At 72.8% G+C, this 20,961-nt stretch carries 15 protein-coding genes; 4 read left to right on the top strand and 11 right to left on the bottom strand.

The window, feature by feature from the left end; genetic code table 11:
• Window positions 1-157: 157 nt before the first annotated feature.
• From ACFY9I_RS21010 to ACFY9I_RS20970, 9 genes are all read right to left on the bottom strand, one after another.
• The gene (locus tag ACFY9I_RS21010) at window positions 158-928 is read right to left on the bottom strand and encodes a carbonic anhydrase (RefSeq protein WP_391003673.1); all 771 of its coding nucleotides are present in this window, start codon (window positions 926-928) and stop codon (window positions 158-160) included.
• 141 nt (window positions 929-1,069) lie between these two features.
• On the bottom strand, window positions 1,070-1,864 hold the full coding sequence (locus tag ACFY9I_RS21005; protein ID WP_391003671.1) for an endo alpha-1,4 polygalactosaminidase: 795 nt from the start codon (window positions 1,862-1,864) through the stop codon (window positions 1,070-1,072).
• Complete coding sequence (locus ACFY9I_RS21000) at window positions 1,861-2,523, bottom strand: spherulation-specific family 4 protein (protein ID WP_391003669.1); 663 nt, start codon at window positions 2,521-2,523, stop codon at window positions 1,861-1,863. The genes ACFY9I_RS21005 and ACFY9I_RS21000 overlap by 4 nt, the downstream gene beginning before the upstream one ends.
• Window positions 2,520-3,713: an NAD-dependent epimerase/dehydratase family protein gene (locus ACFY9I_RS20995; protein ID WP_391003667.1), complete on the bottom strand. Its 1,194-nt coding sequence runs from the start codon at window positions 3,711-3,713 to the stop codon at window positions 2,520-2,522. The genes ACFY9I_RS21000 and ACFY9I_RS20995 overlap by 4 nt, the downstream gene beginning before the upstream one ends.
• A gap of 7 nt (window positions 3,714-3,720) precedes the next feature.
• Entirely contained in the window at window positions 3,721-4,434 is a 714-nt protein-coding gene (locus tag ACFY9I_RS20990) for a sugar phosphate nucleotidyltransferase (RefSeq protein ID WP_391003665.1), read from the bottom strand.
• Window positions 4,435-4,540: 106 nt separating this feature from the next.
• The gene (locus ACFY9I_RS20985; RefSeq protein WP_391003663.1) at window positions 4,541-5,542 is read right to left on the bottom strand and encodes a GDP-mannose 4,6-dehydratase; all 1,002 of its coding nucleotides are present in this window, start codon (window positions 5,540-5,542) and stop codon (window positions 4,541-4,543) included.
• Between the two features lie 64 nt (window positions 5,543-5,606).
• A complete protein-coding gene (locus ACFY9I_RS20980; RefSeq protein WP_391003661.1) occupies window positions 5,607-7,025 on the bottom strand; it encodes a hypothetical protein in 1,419 nt (472 codons plus the stop codon).
• The gene (pelF, locus tag ACFY9I_RS20975; RefSeq protein WP_391003659.1) at window positions 7,022-8,530 is read right to left on the bottom strand and encodes a GT4 family glycosyltransferase PelF; all 1,509 of its coding nucleotides are present in this window, start codon (window positions 8,528-8,530) and stop codon (window positions 7,022-7,024) included. Before pelF ends, ACFY9I_RS20980 begins: the two co-directional genes overlap by 4 nt.
• 205 nt (window positions 8,531-8,735) lie before the next feature.
• Window positions 8,736-10,949, bottom strand: coding sequence for a hypothetical protein (locus ACFY9I_RS20970; protein WP_391003657.1), 2,214 nt, complete (start codon window positions 10,947-10,949; stop codon window positions 8,736-8,738).
• A gap of 547 nt (window positions 10,950-11,496) precedes the next feature.
• Here ACFY9I_RS20970 and ACFY9I_RS20965 point away from each other — a divergent pair.
• Window positions 11,497-11,670, top strand: coding sequence for a hypothetical protein (locus ACFY9I_RS20965; RefSeq protein ID WP_391003656.1), 174 nt, complete (start codon window positions 11,497-11,499; stop codon window positions 11,668-11,670).
• Between the two features lie 341 nt (window positions 11,671-12,011).
• Here the strand turns inward: ACFY9I_RS20965 and ACFY9I_RS20960 are convergent, their stop codons facing one another.
• The gene (locus ACFY9I_RS20960; RefSeq protein ID WP_391003727.1) at window positions 12,012-13,187 is read right to left on the bottom strand and encodes a Cmx/CmrA family chloramphenicol efflux MFS transporter; all 1,176 of its coding nucleotides are present in this window, start codon (window positions 13,185-13,187) and stop codon (window positions 12,012-12,014) included.
• Between the two features lie 270 nt (window positions 13,188-13,457).
• On the bottom strand, window positions 13,458-13,910 hold the full coding sequence (locus ACFY9I_RS20955) for a VOC family protein (RefSeq protein ID WP_391003654.1): 453 nt from the start codon (window positions 13,908-13,910) through the stop codon (window positions 13,458-13,460).
• Between the two features lie 196 nt (window positions 13,911-14,106).
• Between ACFY9I_RS20955 and ACFY9I_RS20950 the strand changes: the two genes are divergently transcribed.
• From ACFY9I_RS20950 to ACFY9I_RS20940, 3 genes are all read left to right on the top strand, one after another.
• Window positions 14,107-14,688, top strand: coding sequence for a TetR family transcriptional regulator (locus ACFY9I_RS20950; protein WP_391003652.1), 582 nt, complete (start codon window positions 14,107-14,109; stop codon window positions 14,686-14,688).
• Window positions 14,689-15,049: 361 nt separating this feature from the next.
• A complete protein-coding gene (locus ACFY9I_RS20945) occupies window positions 15,050-15,916 on the top strand; it encodes a DUF4132 domain-containing protein (RefSeq protein ID WP_391003650.1) in 867 nt (288 codons plus the stop codon).
• Complete coding sequence (locus ACFY9I_RS20940; RefSeq protein ID WP_391003648.1) at window positions 15,913-20,823, top strand: DNA-binding protein; 4,911 nt, start codon at window positions 15,913-15,915, stop codon at window positions 20,821-20,823. The genes ACFY9I_RS20945 and ACFY9I_RS20940 overlap by 4 nt, the downstream gene beginning before the upstream one ends.
• The last annotated feature ends 138 nt before the right edge of the window (window positions 20,824-20,961 follow it).

Genomic DNA, 20,961 nt, shown 5'->3' with positions numbered 1-20,961 from the left:
CAGGATGTCCGGCACGGCGCCATGCCGTACTCGTCCACGGCCTCGGCCTCTGCCCGGACACCCGCCCCATACGGTTCCTGCGCCGGGCCGGGCGCGGCCGGGTGCCGCGCCCCTCGGGACGACAGGGCACCCGACGGGGCGCCGCCCGGCCCCGGTGTCAGGACTTGGGCGCGCCGTCAAGCACTTCCACTCGACCCGTGTCGAGCGAGTAGTAGGCACTGACCACGGACAGGGTGCCCTTCTTGCGGAGCGGGGCAAGGGCGGGGTTGGACCGCAGGTCGCGGGCCGTCTGCCTGCTGTGGACGCGGATCATGGCGTCGACCGGGTCGGTGTGCTTGCCCTTGGCGGTCTCCTCGTAGGCCGGCCGCAGGGCCTCGGCGATCGGCTGGAGGGTGCCGGGCAGCTTCTTGCCGGTCTTCAGCGCTTCGTGGGCCGCCTTGACGGCGCCGCAGCGCTGGTGTCCGAGGACGACGATCAGCGGGGTCCCGGCGGTCAGCGGGCCGTACTCGATGGAACCGGTGACCACCGGCTGCACGACGTGACCGCCGGTGCGTATCACGAACAGGTCGCCGAGCCCGGTGTCGAAGACCAGCTCCGGCGGCACCCGGGAGTCGATGCAGGAGACGATCACACCGTACGGCTTCTGCTCCTCGGCGACGGCCTTGCGTCGGGCGGGGTCGATGTCGGGGTGCTGGAGTGTTCCGGCCGCCCAGCGCCTGTTGCCCTCCATCAGCCTTGTGAAGGCGCTGTGGGCGGAGTCGGGCCGAACGCCCGGGGAGGGGGAGGGCGAGGCCTTCGCCGCCGCGTCGGCCACCGTCCTGCTCGTGGCGGCCTCGCTCTTCGATGAGCATCCGGTGATCAGAGCGGCGGTGGTGACGAGCCCTCCGGTGAGTATCGCTCTGCGCTGCGGTCGCCCGACAGTTGTCATGGTTCTGTTCCCTTCCAGCGGGCTGATGCGGTGATGCCACTGTTGCTGGAGGTGAGTTAGGGCCCGGACAGCGGATTTCCAGGGCGGGAGAAGCGTTCGTCAAAGGTACGCAGAGTGACGCGTCATCACCTGGGGCGACCCTCAACAGGGCTTGCGCCACACCCCCAGTTCCGGTCGTTTCACCATCGACGACAGCCTCAGCCGACGGGACTCGGCGCAGAAGCGGCTTCTCGGTTCCGTGTACTCCACGTGGAACACGGCCTTGCCGGCGGCGACGAACGGGGTGAGTTCGGCGCATTCGTCGTACTGCGCGCACTCCTCGTTGACTGCGAAGTCGAAGTCGGCGAGCAGGTGGGGGATTTGGGGGAGGTCGTTCTTCAGCCCCACCGACAGTCCGCGTGCGTGGGCGAGGGCGGCGATCATGCGGTTGTAGTCGAGCTGGTCGTTCGCGGTGAGCGGGAAGCCGGTGTAGTTGCCGTAGCCCTCCACCAGGTCGGGCTCGACCGCGTCGAAGCCCTTGTCGCGGCACATGTCGAAGCGTCGCTCCATGAGGGGCCGCAGGACGTCGAGCCGCCGGATGTCCAACCACCGTTCGCCGGACCAGCCGTTCGGCTCGCCGAGCAGCGAGCGGGGGAAGGCGTCCTTGTCGGGGCGGAAGTTCTCCCAGGCGCCGACGTTGATGTAGCAGATGACCTTTCGGCCGGCACGGTGGAGCCGGGCGACGTCCGCAGCGGAGTTCTCGAAGCCGTCGATGTCATAGACCGGCACATCCGCCGAGGGATCGACCCTGCCGTCCAACTGCCACTGCCAGGCGAGGCCGGGACGGGGCCTCCAGAGGGTCTCACTCTCACTGTGTCCATCGCCGGAGCAGCTTGTCAGCGTCGAAGCCGCCAGCGCGACCAACAGGGTCAGGCGTGCGAACGTCGTCCTCCTCATCGTTGCGTCCCGTTGAGCGCGGGGGTCAACCGAGCCCAGGGGTTGGGTGGTTCGCCGGTCACCGGGCCGCAGACTGCCGCGCCACGGTCATGTGCGGTGCGTACGGCGAGCGGTACGAGCGCCTCGGGAACGCCGTAGACGAGGTGACAGAGCCGCTCGGGTGGGTGCCGGGCGACCCAGGCTGGTCGACTGAACGCCGACACGTACGTCGACCAGTGGCCCTCGAAGGTGACGGTCAGGTCGGCGAGGCGGGCGTATCCGGGTGCGGGATGGGCTCCGTGGTTGAGGACGACGGTTCCGGCACCGAGCCGGCGGACGGTCCGCACGAGCCGGCGGCAGGTGGGCAGGCCGTCCGGCGTGGCCGTCACCTGGTCGAGGAAGCAGCCGTCCGCCGCGTACCACTCCTGGTGCCGGCGTACGTCGTCGGCGATCTCGGCACGGTCGCGCACGCCGTAGTCGGTGTCCACGTAACCGAGCAGCCGGGCCCCGGCCGCGCGCAACGCCCCCGCCGCCGCGGCGAACGCGGGGTCGGGGCCGTCACCGGGACCGTTCGCCGGGTTCAGGACGACGCCGTACGTACGGTTCGCCGCTCCGATGAGCCGATGCCACGCGCCCGGGTCCTCGGCCGGGTGGACGTAGAGGGGGATCAGAAGGCTCATGGCGTACGGTCGCCTCTCCCACGGCCCGCGCCCGTCCTGCCGCCCGAGCCACCGTGGCTGTCGGCGTCGGCGTCGACCTCGGCGTGGGCCCTACGGCCCCGGTCAACGCCGCCGGCCCGGCTGTCCGTGCGGACCGCGCCTTCGCCGCTGTCCCACAGGGCGGTCAGCGCGTCGTCCAGGGTGTGGGCCGGGCGCCAGCCCAGGGCCGCCTCGGCCGCGGTGACGTCCGAGCACTGCCACGACACGTCCGCCGAACGGAGGGACCCGAGCCCCCGCAACGAGCCGGCGGGACCGCCGGCGCCGCCCGCATGCGCCGACCCGACCACAGCCGCCACAACTCCCCCACGAGCGCAACCGGCCGCCCCCACGACACCACCTGCCGTCCCGGCCGGCCGCCTTCCTCCCCGCGCTGTGTCCCCCGAGCCCGCCCCCACCGCGTTCTCCGCGATCCGGCCACGGAAGCCCGCCCTGGCGGCCAGGCCCCGTACCACCTCGCGGACCGGGACGGCGTGGCCGCCGGCGATGTTGAGGACGGGAGGGAGGGGGCCGGCGGCCGTGGCCGCGAGGACGACCGCTCGGGCCACGTCCCGTACGTCGACGAAGTCGCGGTGGGCGGAGAGGTCGCCGCAAGGGAGCACGGCGTCGGCGTCGGGGCCGACGGCGCGGAGGAGCGCGGCGATACGGCCCGGGAGGCCGGTGGGGGGTGCCCCGGGGCCCACCGGGTTGCCGACACGCAGGACGACCGCGTCGAGGCCGGAGGCGGTGACGGCGACCGTGCCCGCGAGCTTGGTCGCGCCGTAGGGGGCGGTCGGGCGGGTGGCCGCGGACTCCGTGACCGGCACGTGCGGGACGCCGGGGCCGTACTCGGCTGCCGAGCCCAGGTGTACCAGCCGTGCTCCGGGGGCCACCTCCCGGAGTGCCGCGCACAGCACGGCGGGCCCCCGGGCGTTGACCTCGGCGAGGGTGACGGGGTCACCGCCGGTCGCGCCCGCGCAGTTGATCACGGTGTCGGGCGCGGCCGACGCCAGGGTCCTCGCCAGTTCCCCGGTGCGGACGGTGGCGAGGTCGATGGCGTACTCGGCGGCGGGCGCACGGCCGCCGCCGAGGACCAGTGCGCCCGGCAGGGCACGCATGCCCTCGACGACATGGGTGCCCAGATAGCCGGTGAATCCCAGGACGAGAATGCGCATGGTGTGCTCAGGCTCCCTTGAGCAGAAGCGACTTGCGGGTGGTGAACTCGGCGTTGGCCCGGTCGTAGTCGTCGGGGTGGCCGATGTCCAGCCAGTAGCCGCCGAACTCGTAGGCATGTGGCTCATTCTGGGCGTCTATCAGGTCGAGGACCAGTTCGTCGAAGCCCAGCGGCAGCCCGGGTGTGTAGCCGTCGAGGGTCGAGCGGGACACGCCGTAGACGCCCATGGAGACGCGGTAGTCCATGCTCGGCTTCTCGGTGAACGCGACGACCTTGGTGTCGTCCGTGGTCAGCACCCCGAAGTCGATGTGCACCTTGCGGGCGTACGTGGCGATCGTGAGCGGTGCACCTGAGTCGCGGTGACGGTGCAGGACGTCGGCGTAGTCGAGGTCGGTGAGGATGTCGCCGTTCATGACGAGGAACGTCTCGGGCAGCCGGTCGCGCAGGTTGAGCAGCGGGCCCATGGTGCCGAGGGGGCTCTCCTCGGGGGCGTAGTCGACGGTCAGGCCCCACTGGGAACCGTCGCCGACATACGCACGGATGATCTCGCCGAGGTGGCCGATGGCGATGGTGACATGGCTGAAGCCGGCCGTGGAGAGCTGGCGCAGCACGATCTCCAGGATGGCGTGCTGGTCGCCGATGGGGACCAGGGGCTTCGGCAGCGCGGTCGTGTAGGGCCGCAGCCGGACGCCCTTGCCTCCCGCCAGGATCACTGCGTGCATGGTGCTCCTCCTTCGTGGACTGCGTGGACTGCGTGTGCTTTGGGGACTGCGTGCGTTTCGGGGCCGCCTGCGTTTCGGGGGTGTGCGCGGATGGACCCGCCGGACGTCAGATGTTGTAGATGCCGGTCTTGTAGCGCGCGAGGTTGGCCGGGTCGCGGAAGAACTCCACGGTGTGGGCGAGGCCTTTCTCCAGGGTGTGGGCGGGCTGCCAGCCGGTGGCGGCGGCGAGCCGGCCCGCGTCCGCGACGAGCCGCATCACCTCGGAGTTGGCGGGGCGGACACGGGCCGCGTCCTCGCGCACGTCGAGTTCGCTGTCCATGACCTTGCCGATCAGCGCGACGAGGTCGCCGACGGAGATCTCGCCGCCCGTGCCGGCGTTGAAGGTGCGCCCCACGACCCGCTCGGCGGGCGCGGTGCCCACGGCCAGGAACGCCCGCGCGGTGTCCTTGACGAAGGTGAAGTCCCGGGTGGGACGCAGGTCTCCGAGGGTGATGGTCCGCTCCCCCGCCGCGACCTGGCCGATGACCGTGGGGATCACCGCGCGCATCGACTGGCGGGGCCCGAACGTGTTGAACGGTCTCAGGGTGACCACCGGGGTGTCGAAGCTGGCGTGGTAGCTGTCGGCCAGCCGGTCCCCGCCGGCCTTCGAAGCGGCGTACGGCGACTGGGTGTTGATGGGGTGGTCCTCGGTGATCGGCACGGTCCGCGCGGTGCCGTAGGTCTCGCTGGTGGAGGTGTGGACGAGCCGGGGTGTGCCGAGGGCGCGGACGGCCTCCAGGACGTTGAGGGTGCCGGTGACGTTGGTGTCCACGTAGCTGTGGGGTGCCTGGTAGGAGTACGGGATCGCGATGAGCGCGGCCAGGTGGTAGGCGGTGTCGGCGCCGTCGAGGAGGCCGCGGACCGAACCGGGGTCGCGGACGTCGCCGAGGACGATCTCCACCCGGTCCAGGACGTCCGGGTGCAGGGTCTCCAGCCAGCCGTAGGAGGAGAAGGAGTTGTACTGGGCCATGGCCCGGACCCGGTGGCCGGAGGCGACGAGGGCCTCGGTCAGGTGGGAACCGATGAAGCCCTCGGCTCCGGTGACGGCGGCGAGCGGTGCGGAGGTCAACTGGGGTGTCCTTCCGGTCGGTCGGATAGGGGCTGTGGGTGGTGGTCGCTGGTGAGCGCGGGGCTCAGGCGTGCGGCGCGGGGCGGCCGAGCAGCCGCAGCGCGCACACCGACAGACAGAGCGCGGCGGCGGCGCAGCACAGGGGCAGTGCCAGGTCACCGGGTGGCAGGCGCAGCAAGGTGACCGCCGCGGCGCCGGCCGCCGCCGCGAGACAGATCACGGCCGACGGCCAGGCCGCCCCGAACGCCTGGAGCAGCAGCGCGGTCCACAGGACGGCCGCGAGCAGCAACAGGGGCGCCGGCGCTGCGTCCGTGAGCAGGGCGGCGGGCAGCAGCGGCAACAGGTAGGCGAGCAGGCAGAGGGCGAGGATCCCGGCCGAGCGCAGCAGGAACCCGGCGGGTGTCGCGACGGCGCGCAGCGCGGCGACGGACAGGCTCCGGTAGCGGTACAGCAGCCACTCGGCCGGTCCCATGCTCAGGGTCAGCACGATCACCGCGTACGGTTCCTCCCGCCCCTCCAGCAGCACCAGCACCCCTGCGGCCAGTCCGAACAGGCCGTACGGCAGGGACCACAGCACTCGTGGCCGGCGGGCACCCGGCACGGCCGGGGTGGCACGGGTGGCCCACAGGGCGCGGCCGGTGACGGTGAGCGTGGCGAGCAGCGCGAGGAGCGGCAGCGCGGTGCGCAGCATCGGGCCGGGTTCCCCCCAGGGGAGGACGGCGGCGCCGGCGACCAACGGGACGAGGGTGGCGAGGAGTCGGCGCTCCATGCCCAGGACCAGCAGGACGCCCGCGGCCGCGAGGTAGGCGGACTGCGCGGCCGCCACCAGGGTCACCAGGCCGCCCCCGGCGGGCAGTGCGGCGATCGCCGTGGCGACGAGCGCGCCCAGGGGCGCGCCGGTGAGGAGCGTCCGGCCCGCCTCGTGTCGCCCGGTCGCCAGTCGCAGATGGGCTCGGTGGCCGAGGGCCTGGCCCCAGGCCCAGGAGACGAGTCCGGCCGCGATCAGGGCCGGGACGTGCGCACCGGGGTTCCACAGCGGGGCCGTCAGCAGGTACGCGAGTCCGGGCAGGGCGAAGAGCACGCCCCGCAGGAGGCAGCGCACGGTGTCCGGACGCCAGGGGTCGGCGGTCGGCGCGGGTTCGGGGTAGGTCCTGGGCACGTGTGCGTACAGGGCGGAGGCGAGGGAGAACAGGCTCGGGTGGCCGTACCGTTCCTTGATGAGGGAGGCCGGCATGCCCTCCGCCTCCAGAAGTGCGGCGACCTCGTAGGGGTGGACGGCCGGGCCGACGCGGTCGGCGAGTTCGGCGGCGAGTTCGCTGACGGCCTCCTCGTCCGGGCCCTGCTCCGGCAGGCGGATGGTGAGGGTGGTGTCGTCGCCGCGGGCCCAGCTCGGACGGCGGCGGGGGCGGCGCCGGTCGGCCAGGCGGATGGCGAGGGTGTCCTGTTCGACGCCGCCGGGTTCGAGTGACATCGGGCCGCTCATCCGGCCACCGTGCTGATCGGGGTCAGCGCCTCCGCCTGGGTCGCCGCCGCCTTCGGCTGCCGGGCGCGCGTAAGCAGTTCGAGGTAGATGGACCGGAAGGTGTCGATGGTCCGGCGGAGTGTGAACTGCTCGATCACCCGCAGCCGGGCCGCCTCCCCCATCGCCCGGCGGCGGACCGGGTCGCCCAGTAGTTCCAGCGCGGCCTCGGCCATCGCCCCCGGGTCGCGCGGCGGCACCACGAGCCCGGTGTCGCCGACGGCCTCGCGTACGCCGCCCACGTCCGTGGAGACGGTCGCCCGCCCGCACGACATGGCCTCGATCAGGGTGAACGGGAAGCCTTCGCTGATGCTGGAGAGCATCACGACGTTGCCGGCCGCGTAGGCGTCCCTGATGTCGTCGACGCGTCCCTCGAAGGTGACGGCGTCCCCGTGCCCGAGTTCGGCGGCGAGCGCCTGGCACCTCTCGCGGTAGGCCTCCCCGCCCTTGGGCGTCCCGCCGAACAGGCGCAGCCTCGCGTCGGGACGTCGAGCCCTGACGAGAGCGAAGGCCCGGATGAGGGTCTCGAGGTCCTTGATGGGATCCACACGGCCCGCCCAGCTCAGGGTGGGCGTGTCCGGCTCGGGCCCGGCGGGCGAGAACGCGGCGGGGTCGACGCCGTTGTAGACGGTACGGATGGACTCCGGGTCGGCGCCGCCCTGTTCCTCCCAGAGCCGGTTGTAGCGGTTGCCCGGGGTGATCAGTGCCGCGCGACGGTAGGTCTCCTCCGCGAGGAGGCGGAAGAAGCCGAGGACGACGGCCTTCACCGGCCAGCGGTAGGGCGCGGTGCGGCAGCCGAGGTAGCGCTCGCGCAGATAGACGCCGTGTTCGGTCAACAGCAGCGGTACGCCGTGCCGTTCTAGGGCGGCGAGGCCCGGAAGGACGGCGACGCCGCCGCTGACGGCGTGGGCGACCCCGGTCTCGGGCGGCGGGGCGGCCAGGGGGCGCAGGGCGTGTTCGAGCAGGGAGGTCGCGGTGAGCGCGTCGTGCAGGGTGGGGCGGGCCTCGCGCACGGCCAGGCCGGGGCGGTTCCACACGGCGGTCAGCAGGGCGATGGCCCGGTCCGAGCGCAGGAAGGGGCTCAGCGTTCCGTCCGCCGCGGCCCGTGCCATCGCGTGGAGGGCGGGCGCGAACCCGTCCTCGGCGGCCGGGTCGAGCAGGGCGGTCAGGAACCGCTCGTAGGCGGCGGCCAGTTGGCGGCGGGCGCGGCCGCGGGGCGGGCGGCCCTCGGGCGGCTCGCCCCACAGGGGCACGGAGAGCACGCGCGAGACGTGTGCCGGCGGATCCCAGACGACGGGTTCGCGTCCGGTGCCGGTGACGGCGATGACGTCGAACTCGAGGTCGGGCATGCCCTGGACGAGTTGGTCGCACCAGACGCTCACGCCGCCGTGGCTGTGGGGATAGGTGCCTTCGGTGAGGAGGGTGACGTGCGCCGCGCCGAGTGGTCGCGCGCCGGGAGGAACGGGCATCGATGTGCTCCACGGCCGAGGTATGGGGTGGTTCCTGCCGGTCCCGGCCGCCGGAAGGGGCGGCCGGGACGTCGGGCCGGTCCGGGGGCCGGTCCCTCGCGCGGTCCGTCGGTCCGTGCCGCGGTGGGCCCGGGATCCGTGCCGCGGTGGGCCCTGGGGTCCGTGCCGCGGTGGGCCTGGGGTCCGTCCTTGTTCGAGTGCGCCGTCAGTTGTCCGCGCTGTACGGCACTCTCTCGCTCACACCCGTGGGAACGCGGGTGTCCGGCGCGGGATCGGTGGCGTCGGCGGTGAGGTCGGCGGGGGCCTCGGCTGTGAGGTCGACGGGGGCCTCGGCGGTGGGGTCGGCGGTGATGCCGGCCGGTGCGTCGGCGGAAGCGGCGGAAGTGCCGGCCGGTGTCCCGGCGGACGTCGGCAGGGTGAGTGTGAGGGGCTCACCGGAGGAGGGGGTCCAGCCGGAGACCGCTCCCGCGTAGGCCTCGCCGAAGGCGGCGCCGGCCAGTGTGGTGCCGGTGGGGGCGGTGGCGGTGACCGCCAGCCCGTCCGGGGCCTGGACGGTCACGGTGTCGCCGACGCGGTGGGCGGTGACCTCCCCGTCCTGGAGGGCGGCCTGCCAGGCGGCCCTACGGCGCAGTTCGGCGCCGATGTCCTTCATCCGCAGGTTGACCACGGGGGTGTTCTCGGCGAACAGGGCCGCGTAGCCGTCGAGGACTCCGCTGAGCACCGGGTAGGCGATGCGGTCCTCGGCCAGGTTCGACTGGTGGATGAAGTGGGGTTTCGGATCGTTGGAGAGGACATGGCCGAGGGCGATCCGCTTCTCCAGCGGCACGATGACCTCTGCGTATCCGGTGGCCGTGTCCAGGGGGGCCGTCAGGCAGGTGGTGGTGGCCGGGTTGTCCTCGCAGATGCCGCTGCCGCCCTGGGCGCGGCTGGTGTATATCCAGTTGTACTCGTCGACCTGTTCGGCGGCTCGTCCGGCGTTGTAGAAGATGTTCATCGGGTAGCGGGGGACGGTGGTGGCGGGACCGACCTGACGTTGGCCGGGCTCGCGGGAGTTGTCGGAGCCGAGCCAGGCGATGTCGTTGTCGTCGAGGGCGAGCGCAAGGTTGGGGTTGTCCTCGGGCTGCTGCGGCAGCACCTTCATGCCGGAGTGCTCACCGGTAACCAACTCGTCGTTCTCCAGCGGGAGTCCGGCCGCCTCGCCCCAGACGCGGTTGGTGGCGATCTCGTCGGAGATCTCGTTCCGGCTCACCCACCGGGTGGAGCCGTCGGCGCCGGTCGCGCATCTCCAGGGGACGACGGTGGTGTCCTGGACACAGCCGAGGAAGGGGTGCGACCAGATGTGGTTGATCCAGCGGAACCGGTCTCGGTCCGCGATGAGTTGGTCGGTGAGGGCGTCGTCGCCGTTGTTGTCCTCGCGGTGGTCGACGCTGCCGGCGCCGTTGTAGGCGAGGTCGAGGGTGAAGCCCTTCTCGGCCTGCCAGGTGATCGCGTGGTCGACGTCCTCGGGTGTCATGCGGATCGGGTCGGGCTCGACGGTCGGGTCGGCACAGTCGACGTCGCCGGGTGTGCAGTTCAGCTCGGTGTTCCAGCGGTCGTCGGCGGCGAACACGTCGTCCACGTGCACGGCGAAGTAGTTCCGCGAGGCGCCCAGGTGCACCCCGCCGGTCATCCACTCCACTATGCCGCGCGCCAACAGCCGGAACTGCTGCTGGTACTGGTTGTAGACGAAGGTGACGACCAACTCGCGCCGCCCGTCGTGCCGGTACTCGCCCACCAGCGTGCCCCGCGTCGACCCGCCGGGTATCGCGGCCTCGACGTAGGGGGTGAAGTCGGCTCCCGTGACCGGCTTCGACAGATAGGCATAACTCTCGCCCACCGCGGGGTCGTTGTCCTCGAAGGGCACCGCGCCGTCGAGGTAGCCGAAGGGGCCGGCCTTCCCGGCGTCGGTCACCACCGCCTCGGTGCCGTCGATGCTGCCGGAGTAGCCGCCGTACACCGGGTACTGCAGACCCGCTTCCGGACGCGCGTAGGTGTAGGCGTCGACCTGGGGGATCGCGTACGTCCGCTCGTACGCCGCGAGCGCCGCCATCTCGGCGGAACCGGCCGGGAACGGGTTGTCGCTGGGAAGGACGACCGCCTGGAACCTGGCTAGTGGCCGGCCGTCGACGGTGTCCGCGAGGAAGCCGGCGTCGATCACGGGCCGGTCGGACCGGGTGAGGTCGATCTCGGTGTACGGCGTGCCGGCCGTGGTCAGGGCGGCGGCGATCGCGTCGGTGGACGGGCCACCGTCGCTCACCACCAGGACCCGGAGGTCGACCCGGGGTGCGGTGCCGTCGGCGTGGGCCGGGCCGGTCGGCAGTGTCAGCGCGGCGATGAGCGCGCCCACCGTGAGCACGGTGGTGCGTAAGGTCCGCTTCATGCGGTGAAGTCCCCTCCCCGGGCAGGGGTGAGCACGCCTCTCCTGGAGCGGACGCACCCCCTTGCGTGACGCCGGCGTCCCCCTCAGAACCCAGTCGTCGACGCATCCGTCGCGTCACATGGTGGTGTCTGTGTGTGGTTTTCGTGGTCATGCCGCCGAAACATGACGGAAAAGCGCAGGCGCCCAAGTGGGCGGATCCGGAACTGGATCGGTCTTTTTCGCATCAGGGTCGACCGGTGGCGTACGACGGCCGCGAGGGCCCGGCTCGCTGGTCCGGGCCCTGCGGGGTGTACCGGCGGACCGCTCGGGTCCGCGGGGTCCTATGCGGTCCGGTGCGGCCCGGTGCGGTCCTGTCCGTGCGGGTCCATGTCGTGGTCCGCCGTCGCGGAGGGGCCGGAAGTCTCCGTGGAACCCTCCGCCGTGTGATGAGCCGTCGCATCGCCCGTCCCATGGCCCTGCCCGCCGGTCGACCGCCACCCGGCTCACGACTTGTCGGTGGTGAGGGGACGGGCTTCGGGAGCCGGCCCCGGACGCCCCGGACACCCAGGTGGGCGCGGCTCGTGCCCACCTGGCCGGGCAGGAGGACCGCTACCGGATCGCGCACCCGGAGCGGGACCTGGAGCCGGCCGGTACCGTCGCGACGGACGACGGCCGCCAGACCGTACGGCTGCGACAGGAGCACCACGGTGTGCAGGTCCTGGGCGGCCACCGTCGCACCTGAACCTCGTGGACCCGGCGAACAAGCTGACCTTGGGCGGGGCCCCTACCGCCGGTCATCCTTCCCGTCGCTGAGCGGAGGACGCGTCGCCCACCAGGACTAACGGCGCGTACGGGCGGCGTACGAGTACTCCACTCGCGACGAGAGCCTCACCAAGCTCCGGGCTCCGGCAGTTCACCGGCGCCGACGGGCTCCGCAGCCGGGTCTCCTGCAATCGCGGCGAGCAGTTCTCCGCCGCGGCCTCCGGCACCCGGGTGGTGCGGCTGGACTCCACGACCGGCGTCAGTCATGTGGTGACCCGGGCCCGGCCGAGCGGCAGGTGCGACTGACCGGGTCCGGAGAGGTCAGCGGTCCTTCGGGCGGGTGCCCGGCAGACCGGCGACGGTCCTCGACACTGTCGCGACCGCGACCGCCGCTGTGGCGAGAGCGGCACTGACCCAGATCACATGCCGGTGGTCACCAGTGGTCTCCGTCACCGCTCCGGCGAGCAGCGGGCCCAGGAACGCACCGGTGTTCAGGGCAACGGTGGCGAACGAACCGCTCATGGCGGGGGCGTCGGAGGCGACCCGCATCACACGACTGACGAGTGTCGTTCCGACGCCGAACGACAGCCCACCCTGAACGGCCGTCACGAGGAACAGCGGAACCGCCCGGTCGCTGGTGGTGGCCATGACCGCCCACCCGACCGGCAGCAGGACCAGGGCGAGGAGCACGCCTCGTCGGAGCCGGTCGGCGCCCGTGCGTCCGGCGATGTCGACGCCGAGGAAGGCGCCCGCCCCGAACGCGGCGAGCAGCCCGGTGACGGCGGGCGCGGGCAGCTCGGCGACGTCCGAGGCGATCACGGCGAGGTAGGCGAAGGTGGCGAAGGTCGCCCCGTTGACCAGTGCCGCGAGCACCGAAGCGGTGCGCACCGGTGGGGAGTTGAGCGTGCGCAGTTCCCGGCGGATGGAGATGCCGTGCCGGGGAGCCGCGTCGGTGGGCGCCGACCGGAACACGAGGACCAGCGCGGGCAGGCACAGCACGGCGACGGCCCAGAAGGCCGAGCGCCAGCCGGACCACGCGTCGAGGAGAGCGCCGGCGGGCACTCCGGCGACGCACGACAGGGTGACCCCGGACAGCAGGACGGCGGTGGCCCTGGCCCGCCGTGCCGGTGCCGGTGCCACGAGCGTGGTGGCCACGCTCATCGCGACCGCCAGGAATCCGGCGTTGACGATCGCGGCGACGATCCGGGTGCCGAACAGCACCGCGAAGTCGGTCGTCACCGCACCGGCGACGTGCACGAGGACGAACGCGGTCAGCAGGCCGGCGAGCGCGCGCCGGCGTGGCCACCGCGCGCTCAGCGCGGCCATCACCGGCGCGCCGACGATCATCCCGACGGCGTAGGCCGACGTCAGGCTGGCGGCGGCGCCCACCGGCACGGACAGATCACGGGCGATGCCCGGCACGAGACCGGACAGCATGAACTCGGAGGTGCCTTGCGCGAAGACGGCAAGGCCGAGGATGTGGAGGAACAGGGGCACGGAGTCGACTCCAGCGATGACATGTGCGGTCATGGACATCCGCGTGTCAGGCGTCGTGTCGCGTCACCTGTGGTGGAGGGGTGAGCCGAATCCGGCCCGGACACACGGAGCACGTGTCCGGCCGCGCGCGGCGAGTCGGCCGACGGAACGGTCGGGGTTCCGTCGGTCAGGGGTCGATCCGCCGCCGGGCGACCGGCGGCTGCGTTCTGTCCGACTCGGGGCTCATCACGCGAGGCACCGTAGTCACGGCCTCAGCGGTCGGCAACCGGATTACGGCGCGGCGTCGGCCCGGGGCGCGTGGCCGGGGGCGTACTGATCGACGAACTCGCCGGTCGCCGGGACCTGGGTGATGACGTCGACGAGGACGCCGTCCGGGGCCGCGACGATGAAGTGGCGCTGGCCGAAGTCCTCCGTGCGCAGCGGCAGGAGTTCGGTCAGGCCCGCGTCTGCGACCAGCCGGGCGTGCTCGCTGTCGACGTCGTCGACCTCGAAGTTCAGCAACAGCCCGCCCGTGAGGGGCCCGCGGTGGCCCTCGGGGAGTGTCGGATGACCGTGGTCGAGCAGGGCGAGCTCGTACTGCGGGACGTCCGGGCGGTGGAGGCTGACGTACCAGTCGGCCTCGAAGGTCACCGCGAACCCGAAGTGCCGCACGTAGAAGTCGCGTGACGCGGTGACGTCCCGGCTGGCGATCACCGGGTAGAAGCTGCCGAGTTTCGTCTTCAAGGTGTTTCTCCGTCTTCTCGTTCGGCGTGCGCTGTTTCGCGTGTGCCGTTTGGCATGTGCTCTTTGGCGTCTGCCACTTCCGCGTGCTCAGTTTCACGACCGCTCGTCCGCGCCCGGCACCCGTTTTCACATACCCCGGGTATGTGAGCCAGGACGTTAACATACCCGGGGTACGCGAAGGCGAGGTGTGGCCGGGATGGCATCGAGGCGGGCCGAACAGCTGGCGGCGACACGACGGACGCTGCTGGCCGAGGGGCGGAGGCGGTTCGCCGCAGACGGCTACCACGACGTGGTGCTCGCCGAGGTGGCCGGGGCGGTCGGCGTCACCAAGGGCGCGGCGTACCACCACTTCGGCAGCAAGGTGGGGCTCTTCCGGGCCGTGGTCGGTGAGGTGCAGCGGGAGCTGGGCGAGCGGGTCGCCGAGGCCGCCGACCGGCACGAGGACCCGTGGGAGCGACTACGTGCCGGCTGTCGCGCGTTCCTGGCCGCCGGTTCCGATCCCGCGGTACGCCGCGTCCTGCTCGTGGACGCGCCCACCGTCCTCGGGTGGGACGAGTGGCGGTCCATGGACGAGGAGTCCTCCGCCCGCCATCTCACCGAGGCGCTCACGGCGCTCGTCGAGGCCGGGGTCATCCCCGACCAGCCGGTGGAACCACTGTCACGTCTGCTGTCGGGTGCGATGAACGAGGCGGCGCTCTGGCTGGCCAGGTCGACGGACCCGAGGGCTCTGGAGCAGACCGAGCGGGCACTGGACCGCCTGCTGAACGGAATCCGCTGACCCTTCCCCGAAGCGGTGCCCCCGTCACCGGACGCTTCCGCGCGCCGCTGCGCAGAGTGACCGCCCCGGCCGCGCGGGAGCCGGATCGCCGACTGGCCGGTAGTAAGTGTCGTGGTTACGTAAATCTACGGATGCGTCGGCGTCTTCGCTTCGCTTGGCTTGCCGGACGCCGGAGGGATCGTCTCGTGTGTCCGTCCGTCGTCGGGGTCTCCTGCGGGGCGGACGGGACTTGGTCGGCAGGCGCCCCGGCCCCATTGTCAGTGGCTGCCGCTAGCGTTCCGCACATGGTCGCACTTGGGCCGGGATTCCCCGGCTGAACTGTGCCTTCTTTTTGTGGAACTGACGCGGAGGGCTGGGGTACGTGGGTTGGCTGTCGGCGGGTGACGGGTATGAAATCGCCCTTGTGGAGGGGCGGGTGGCGGCGCGAGCCACCTCGGGCCGGGCGGCGGGGCGGCAGTTGAAGTCGCTGCCGCGCGCACTGAAGGACCACCCGGAGGTGGACCGGCTGCGCCGGTTCGCCGAGTGGCTGGATCGGCACGCGGCGGCGTGCGTCGCGCAGGTGGACGCCTGGATGGTGTCGTCACTGCCCGTACCCACCGGTCTGCTGGCCCGGGTGTGGCCGGACGAGGCCTGGCAGTCCGCGCTGCACGACCTCGCGGTGGTCGGCGACGACCCGGACGAGGTGGGCTTCCTGCGGGGCACCACCGACTCCGGCGAACTGCGGGTGGTGAACCTGGACGGTGAGACGGTCCGCCTCTCCCCGCGCACGGTGACCCTGCCGCACCCGGTGCTGCTGCCGGACCTCGACGACATCCGGGAGTTCGCCGCCGAGCTGGGCATCGTCCAGCGCGTCGAGCAGATCCACCGGGCGACCTGGCGACGGCCCGACGACCTCGACACCAAGGCCACCCGGATACGGGAGTTCACCGGCGGCTCCTTCCGCTCCCGCTTCGCCCTCGCCGCGCGCGCCACCTCGCTGGGATACCGCGTCTCCGGCGGTTACGCCACCGCCCGGGTCCGGGACGGCGGCCGCCCCGTCGAGGCCTCCGTGTGGATCGGGGAGCCGTACTGGGACGACGAGGTGGAGACCGGCGCCCTCACCTGGCAGGACGAGGACGGCCACGCCCTGCCGCTGGGCGAGGTGGGCCCGGTGGCCTGGTCGGAGGGGATGCGGATGGCCGCGGCACTGTACGCCGGGCGTGACATCGAGGAGGGCAAGGACGCGTGAGCGGGGGGACAGAGGTGTCGTACGAGGAACTGCTGGCGGCGGGCGGGGTGCTGCCGCCGGACACCGAGGGGGCCGGGGAGCGGGCGGTGCCGATGACGGCCCGTGCGTACCGTCATCCGGGCCTCGACGACCGGGTGGTGGTGCGGCTGGTCGCCGGGGAGCTGGGCGCAGCGGAGGATCTGGCCGCAGGGTTCCTCGGTCTGGAGCAGGACGCGGAGCCGGCCGTGGTGGGCCTGGGGCTGCGCCAGTCGCTGGGCTTCCCGGAGTGGGTGCTGGTGCACCACCCGGCCGACGGGCACCACGCACTGGGCGTCGTACCGGACCTGGAGAAGGCCGCCCGGCAGGCGAAGTCCAAGCCCAAGGCGGCGATGGACGCCTTCCAGGAACTGGGCGCCAGGCTGGCGGCGTCGGTGCCGCACTTCCTGCCGACCTTCTACGAGCAGGCCGGGCGGCTCTTCCTCGCCGAGGAGAACGCCACCTACGCGGCCCAGTTGTTCACCCGCGCCCGCAAGGCCGAGGCGGAGCACGGCCTTGCGGTCGAGGAGGAGCGGCTCGACGCCGTGTTCCTGGAGTTCGCGCTGGCCGGGGCGCTCCCGGTCAAGGTGCTGTCGGCGTACGCGAAGGAACTGGCCGCGCGGGTCCCCGCCGAGGACGCGCTGAGCCGCTTCACCAGGCTGTGCCTGCGTCGTACCGCGGGCGGTCTGGCACCGTCGGCGCAGATGGCCAACGATCTGCGCAGGCTGGCGCGCGCCGCCGGCCGGGACGCGGACCTGACCGAACAGGACTATCTGGCCGCGTTGCTGGCACTGCCGGCCACGCTGCACGCGTCGGCGGGCTGGTGGAAGGGCCACCGTGCGGCGCTGATGGCGCTGGCGAAGCGCGAGCCGAGGGTGCGGGGCATCCTGCTGGACACCGTCCCGTCGGCCTCGGAGGAGATGCCGGCGTTGTGGCTGGAGATGCTGGAGGCCTCCGGTGCCACGGCCGGTCTGTGGGACGCCTCGCTGCCCGAGGAGCAGCGACCCCACGACGGTACGGCGGGCTGGCTGGAGCGGTTCCTGACCTTCCGGGAGCGGGCGCGGTCCTGGCGCGACTCCACCCGGATGCCTGAGCTGTACCCGCTGGTGGAACGTGTCGCGGACCAACTGTGCGCCGAACTCACCGCAGCCGGGCGCGAGTTGAGGGTCACGCACGATATCGACCTGGTCGATCTGCTGCTGTCCCTGGGCGTGCCCGTGGCCGCACCGGGCAAGGACACCGCGCTGCCGCTGCAGCAGTGGGCCCAGGACGAGGGACACCGTGAGCTGCTGTCGCTGGCCGCCGACCCCCGCTTCCACGACGCCTTCCGGCAGGGTGCGGACCGGTTCGACCGTGGCGGCGACGGCCTGCGGGCGATCCGCGTCCTGGCGGCGTCGCCGGGCGGACGCCCGCTGCTGGCCGAGTGGGTCCGCGGGGTCGTCCAGCGGTTCACCGCCGTCGGCCTGCCCCAACTGCCCGAAGCGCTGGCCCGGCTGCGGTGGCTGCCGGCCGAGGCGCTGGCGCTCGCCGAGGACGAGGTGCGTCGGGCGGCCGCCACCGACCTCGCTCCGGTGCTGTCACGCACACTGCGCGCCGGGCTCTTCGACGAACTGGGCTGGCCCGCCTGGGAGGACGCGGCCGCCACCCTCGTCCCCAAGGACGACGTCGAGGATCTGATCGTCGCGGACGCCTGGCCCCACCTCATCGTGGCGGGCGCCGCCCAGGCCCGGGTGATCGGCGCCGAGGGCACCCTCCTCACCCACGACCTGCGGATCCCGGCGGACGACAAGTGGGGCGACCCGGGCTTCCACCACGTGGACGGCGAACTGCTCGTCTACTGGCGGTCGCGCGACAAGGGTCTGCGCGGGTATTGGCACAGCCGCGCCGACCGCCCCCAGCCCATACAGGGCCCGGGCGGCACCCGGGGCACGGAGATGGACTGGTACAAGGCCGACTTCACGCTCACCCTGCCCCTGCCGGGCGGCGGCCGGACCACCGGCGCGGGCGTCCTGCACGCCGGGGACACCACGATCCCCGAGGAGCGGTGGCTGATCTTCGACGGCGCCTCGTACTGGGTGCTGAACACGGAGGGCGAGGATCCCGGAACGCGCGGCTGGTACGAGTACGACCCCGTCGCGAACAAGCGCGGGCGCATGAGCAGTCCCGCCTTCCTGGCCGACGCGCTGCGCGAGGCTCCTGCCGGCAGCACCTACGACAGCGGCTGGCTGGGTCCCTCACCGACCATGGGTCAGGCACCGGCCTGCGCGCCCGTGGACGGCGTAGTCGGTATCCGGACGATCGTGCTGCCCGACGGCTCGCTGCGCAGCGAGGATCTCGCCGGGCACAGCGTGACCCTGCCCCCGCGCACGGGCCGGGCGGCTGCGCTCGTCGTGTTCCCGGGCGACGACCGGCCCCGTGCCGTCGTCCGCGACGGCTGGCAGCTCCAGATCGTCGACGGTGACGGCGTCGTCACCTCCGTGGGCAAGACGGACCGCACCCCGGGTGTCTTCGGCGAGGGCACGCTGCTGCTGCCGCCGACACAGTTCTGGGAGTGCATGACGCCCCGTGACCCGGAGGCCTCCGCAGCGCTGCGCCGCGTCGACCGGGACACGTCCGCGGCCCTGCTGGCGGCAGCCGCCCAGAACGACAAGGAGGCGCTGCCCGACGCGATCCGTACGCTCCTGCCGGTCACGCACGACGCACTCGTCGCGGGCATCGCAGGAGTCGTGCGCCACGCCGCCGGCCAGCAGGCCGTCCTCGACACGGTGGCGGCGCGGCTCACCAAGGCGCTCGAGAACGGCCCGGAGGAGGCCGAGGGGCCCGCTGGGCCTGCGGACAGCGTCCTCCAGGACGCCATGAGCGGTCTCGGCGGTACGGGCGGCTACTGGTGGCACCGTGACAAGGAGGCCGACACCGCCTTCCGGGCCCTGCGCGTCCTGACCGGGGCCGCCGGACTCGCCGGCACCCCCGTACCGGAGGAACCCACGGCGCGCCTGCACCTCGACGGAACCGGGCTGCCGACCGGGTTCCCGGCCCTGCCGACACTGATCGACCGGGTGGGCGCCCTGGCGTTCCGGGCGGCGGCCGGCACCACCACGGCGGAGCACCGGGAGGTGCTGCGGACTCTGCTCGAACGGCTCGACACGCTGGGCCTGGCCGGTGACGCCGCGTCCGCGCGGTGGCGTCAGGTGACCCTGACCCTGCGGGCCGACCAGCTGCGCACCCCGTCCGGCGAGAGTCGCGAGGGCCTGTGGAACGCGGTTCTGCCGTTGGGCGGCGGCGCGTTCCTGGCGATCGTGGAGCACGGCACGCTGGACGACGACGGCTGCAGTTTCACCGGCTACTTCCACGACCCGGCGGGACGGTTCGATACGCCGGAGCCCTACACGCTCCGCGAGTCCTCCCCGCTCGGCGAGGAGGGGGACGCTCCCTGGCTCCGCGCGTTCCTCGCGGAGCTGGCCGCACGCGGACCGGCGCCCTTCTTCCCCGAGGCCGCCGCGGAGTTCGCCCGTCTGACCGGCGTCACCGAGACGATGGCCCGGCTGATCGTGGCCGGTCTGCCGGGCGTCGACACCTATCAGCGGACGTTCCTCAGCACGGAGGCCCGCAACGCCATCGGGGTGAAGGCCGCCCCGGCGGCCGTCGCCAAGGACGAACTGCGCGGCCTCGACAGCGCGGTCCGCGCGGCGGTGGTCGGCGCGCTGCTGCCGGACGACCCCGCCCGCCTGTGGGCCGACGGACCGAATGTGGCCGCCGCGGCCGAGCTCTGGAACAGCGAGGTCGGCAGCCGGACGGCCGTGCCCGAGGATGTACTCGGCGACGCCCTCCGCGCGATCAAGTACGCGCAGTGGGAGGTACGGGAGGCCCTGCCCGCGCTGCTGCGTCCGGCCGGTGAGCCCCGGCTCACCCGGAATTTGGAGTGGGCGGTCAAGGGCGACCGGGTCCGGCCCGTGGGTGACGACGCGGTCGGCTTCACCGCGGACACGCTCATCGGCGCGATCGGGCTCGCCGCCTGGCTCGCACACCGTCTGCCCGCCGGCGACCCGGTCCGTGCCACGCTGCCCACCGCGCTCAGCACCGTACGGGAACGGCTCTCCCACCCGGGGCTGGTGCTCGACCTGGGGCGGTACATCAGCCTGACCGAGTTCCGGAAGACAGCGGGTACACCGACGGAGACCGGCCAGGGCTTCGAGCGGTACGGCGCCGTCATCCTCGCCACCCAGGACGACCAGCCGGCGCCGGGTGTGAAGGTGTCCTTGCTGGACGCGGCCGGGCAGGACCCGTACCTGCCGGCGCTGCGCATGGACGGCGGGCGGCCCTACCAGGCCGAGGTGGCGCTTCGGCTGGCCCGCGACCCGCGGTACGCCGCCCTCCTCGCCGACCCGGGGGATCCGCTAGCGGGCGAGCGCGGCAAGGACGGCACCTGGTGGCCGCAGGACCCCAGCCGCTCCGTGCCCGGGCTGGTGACCGAGGCGGCCAAGGAGTACGGCATCGGCGAGGACGCCGCCACGCTCTATCTGATGCTGCTCGCCATGCCGGACCCGACCGACCGGATGACGGCCCGCTGGACGGGGTGGAAGCCTGCCCGGCTCAAGGCGGCCCGTGCCGAACTGGCGGCGGGTGACCTGGTCGTCGAGGCCACGCGGACCAGGGCCGGACGTTCCCTCTTCCTGCCCGGCGCCTGGGTCGACCCCAGGGCGCCGCGACTGCCGCTGGAGCGGTGGAAGCTGCCGCTGTTCGGCGACCTGATGAGCGACGAGCACGCCACGTTCGGTGTGATCGTGCCGGCCGAACCCGCCGCCGAGCTGTACCAGAGGGCCTGGCAGCGCGTCCTGGACGGCGACGCGCCCCGGTTCGAGGAGCTGAAGGTGCGTCGGGGCCGCCGCCGCTGAGGGACGGGGGCGCCCGCCCACGGGCGCCCCTTCTGCCCCTCGTTCGACGTACAGACAGACACAAACAGTCAGACACAAACAGCCAGCCAGCCAGCCAGCCAGCTCAACGAGCCAGATCAACGAGCCGACCAGCAAGGA

The sequence above is a fragment of the Streptomyces sp. NPDC012510 genome (genome assembly GCF_042955065.1).
Taxonomy (GTDB): Bacteria; Actinomycetota; Actinomycetes; order Streptomycetales; family Streptomycetaceae; genus Streptomyces.
The sequence above is the reverse complement of the archived record's forward strand: the minus strand, read 5'-3'. Positions and strand labels throughout refer to the sequence as shown.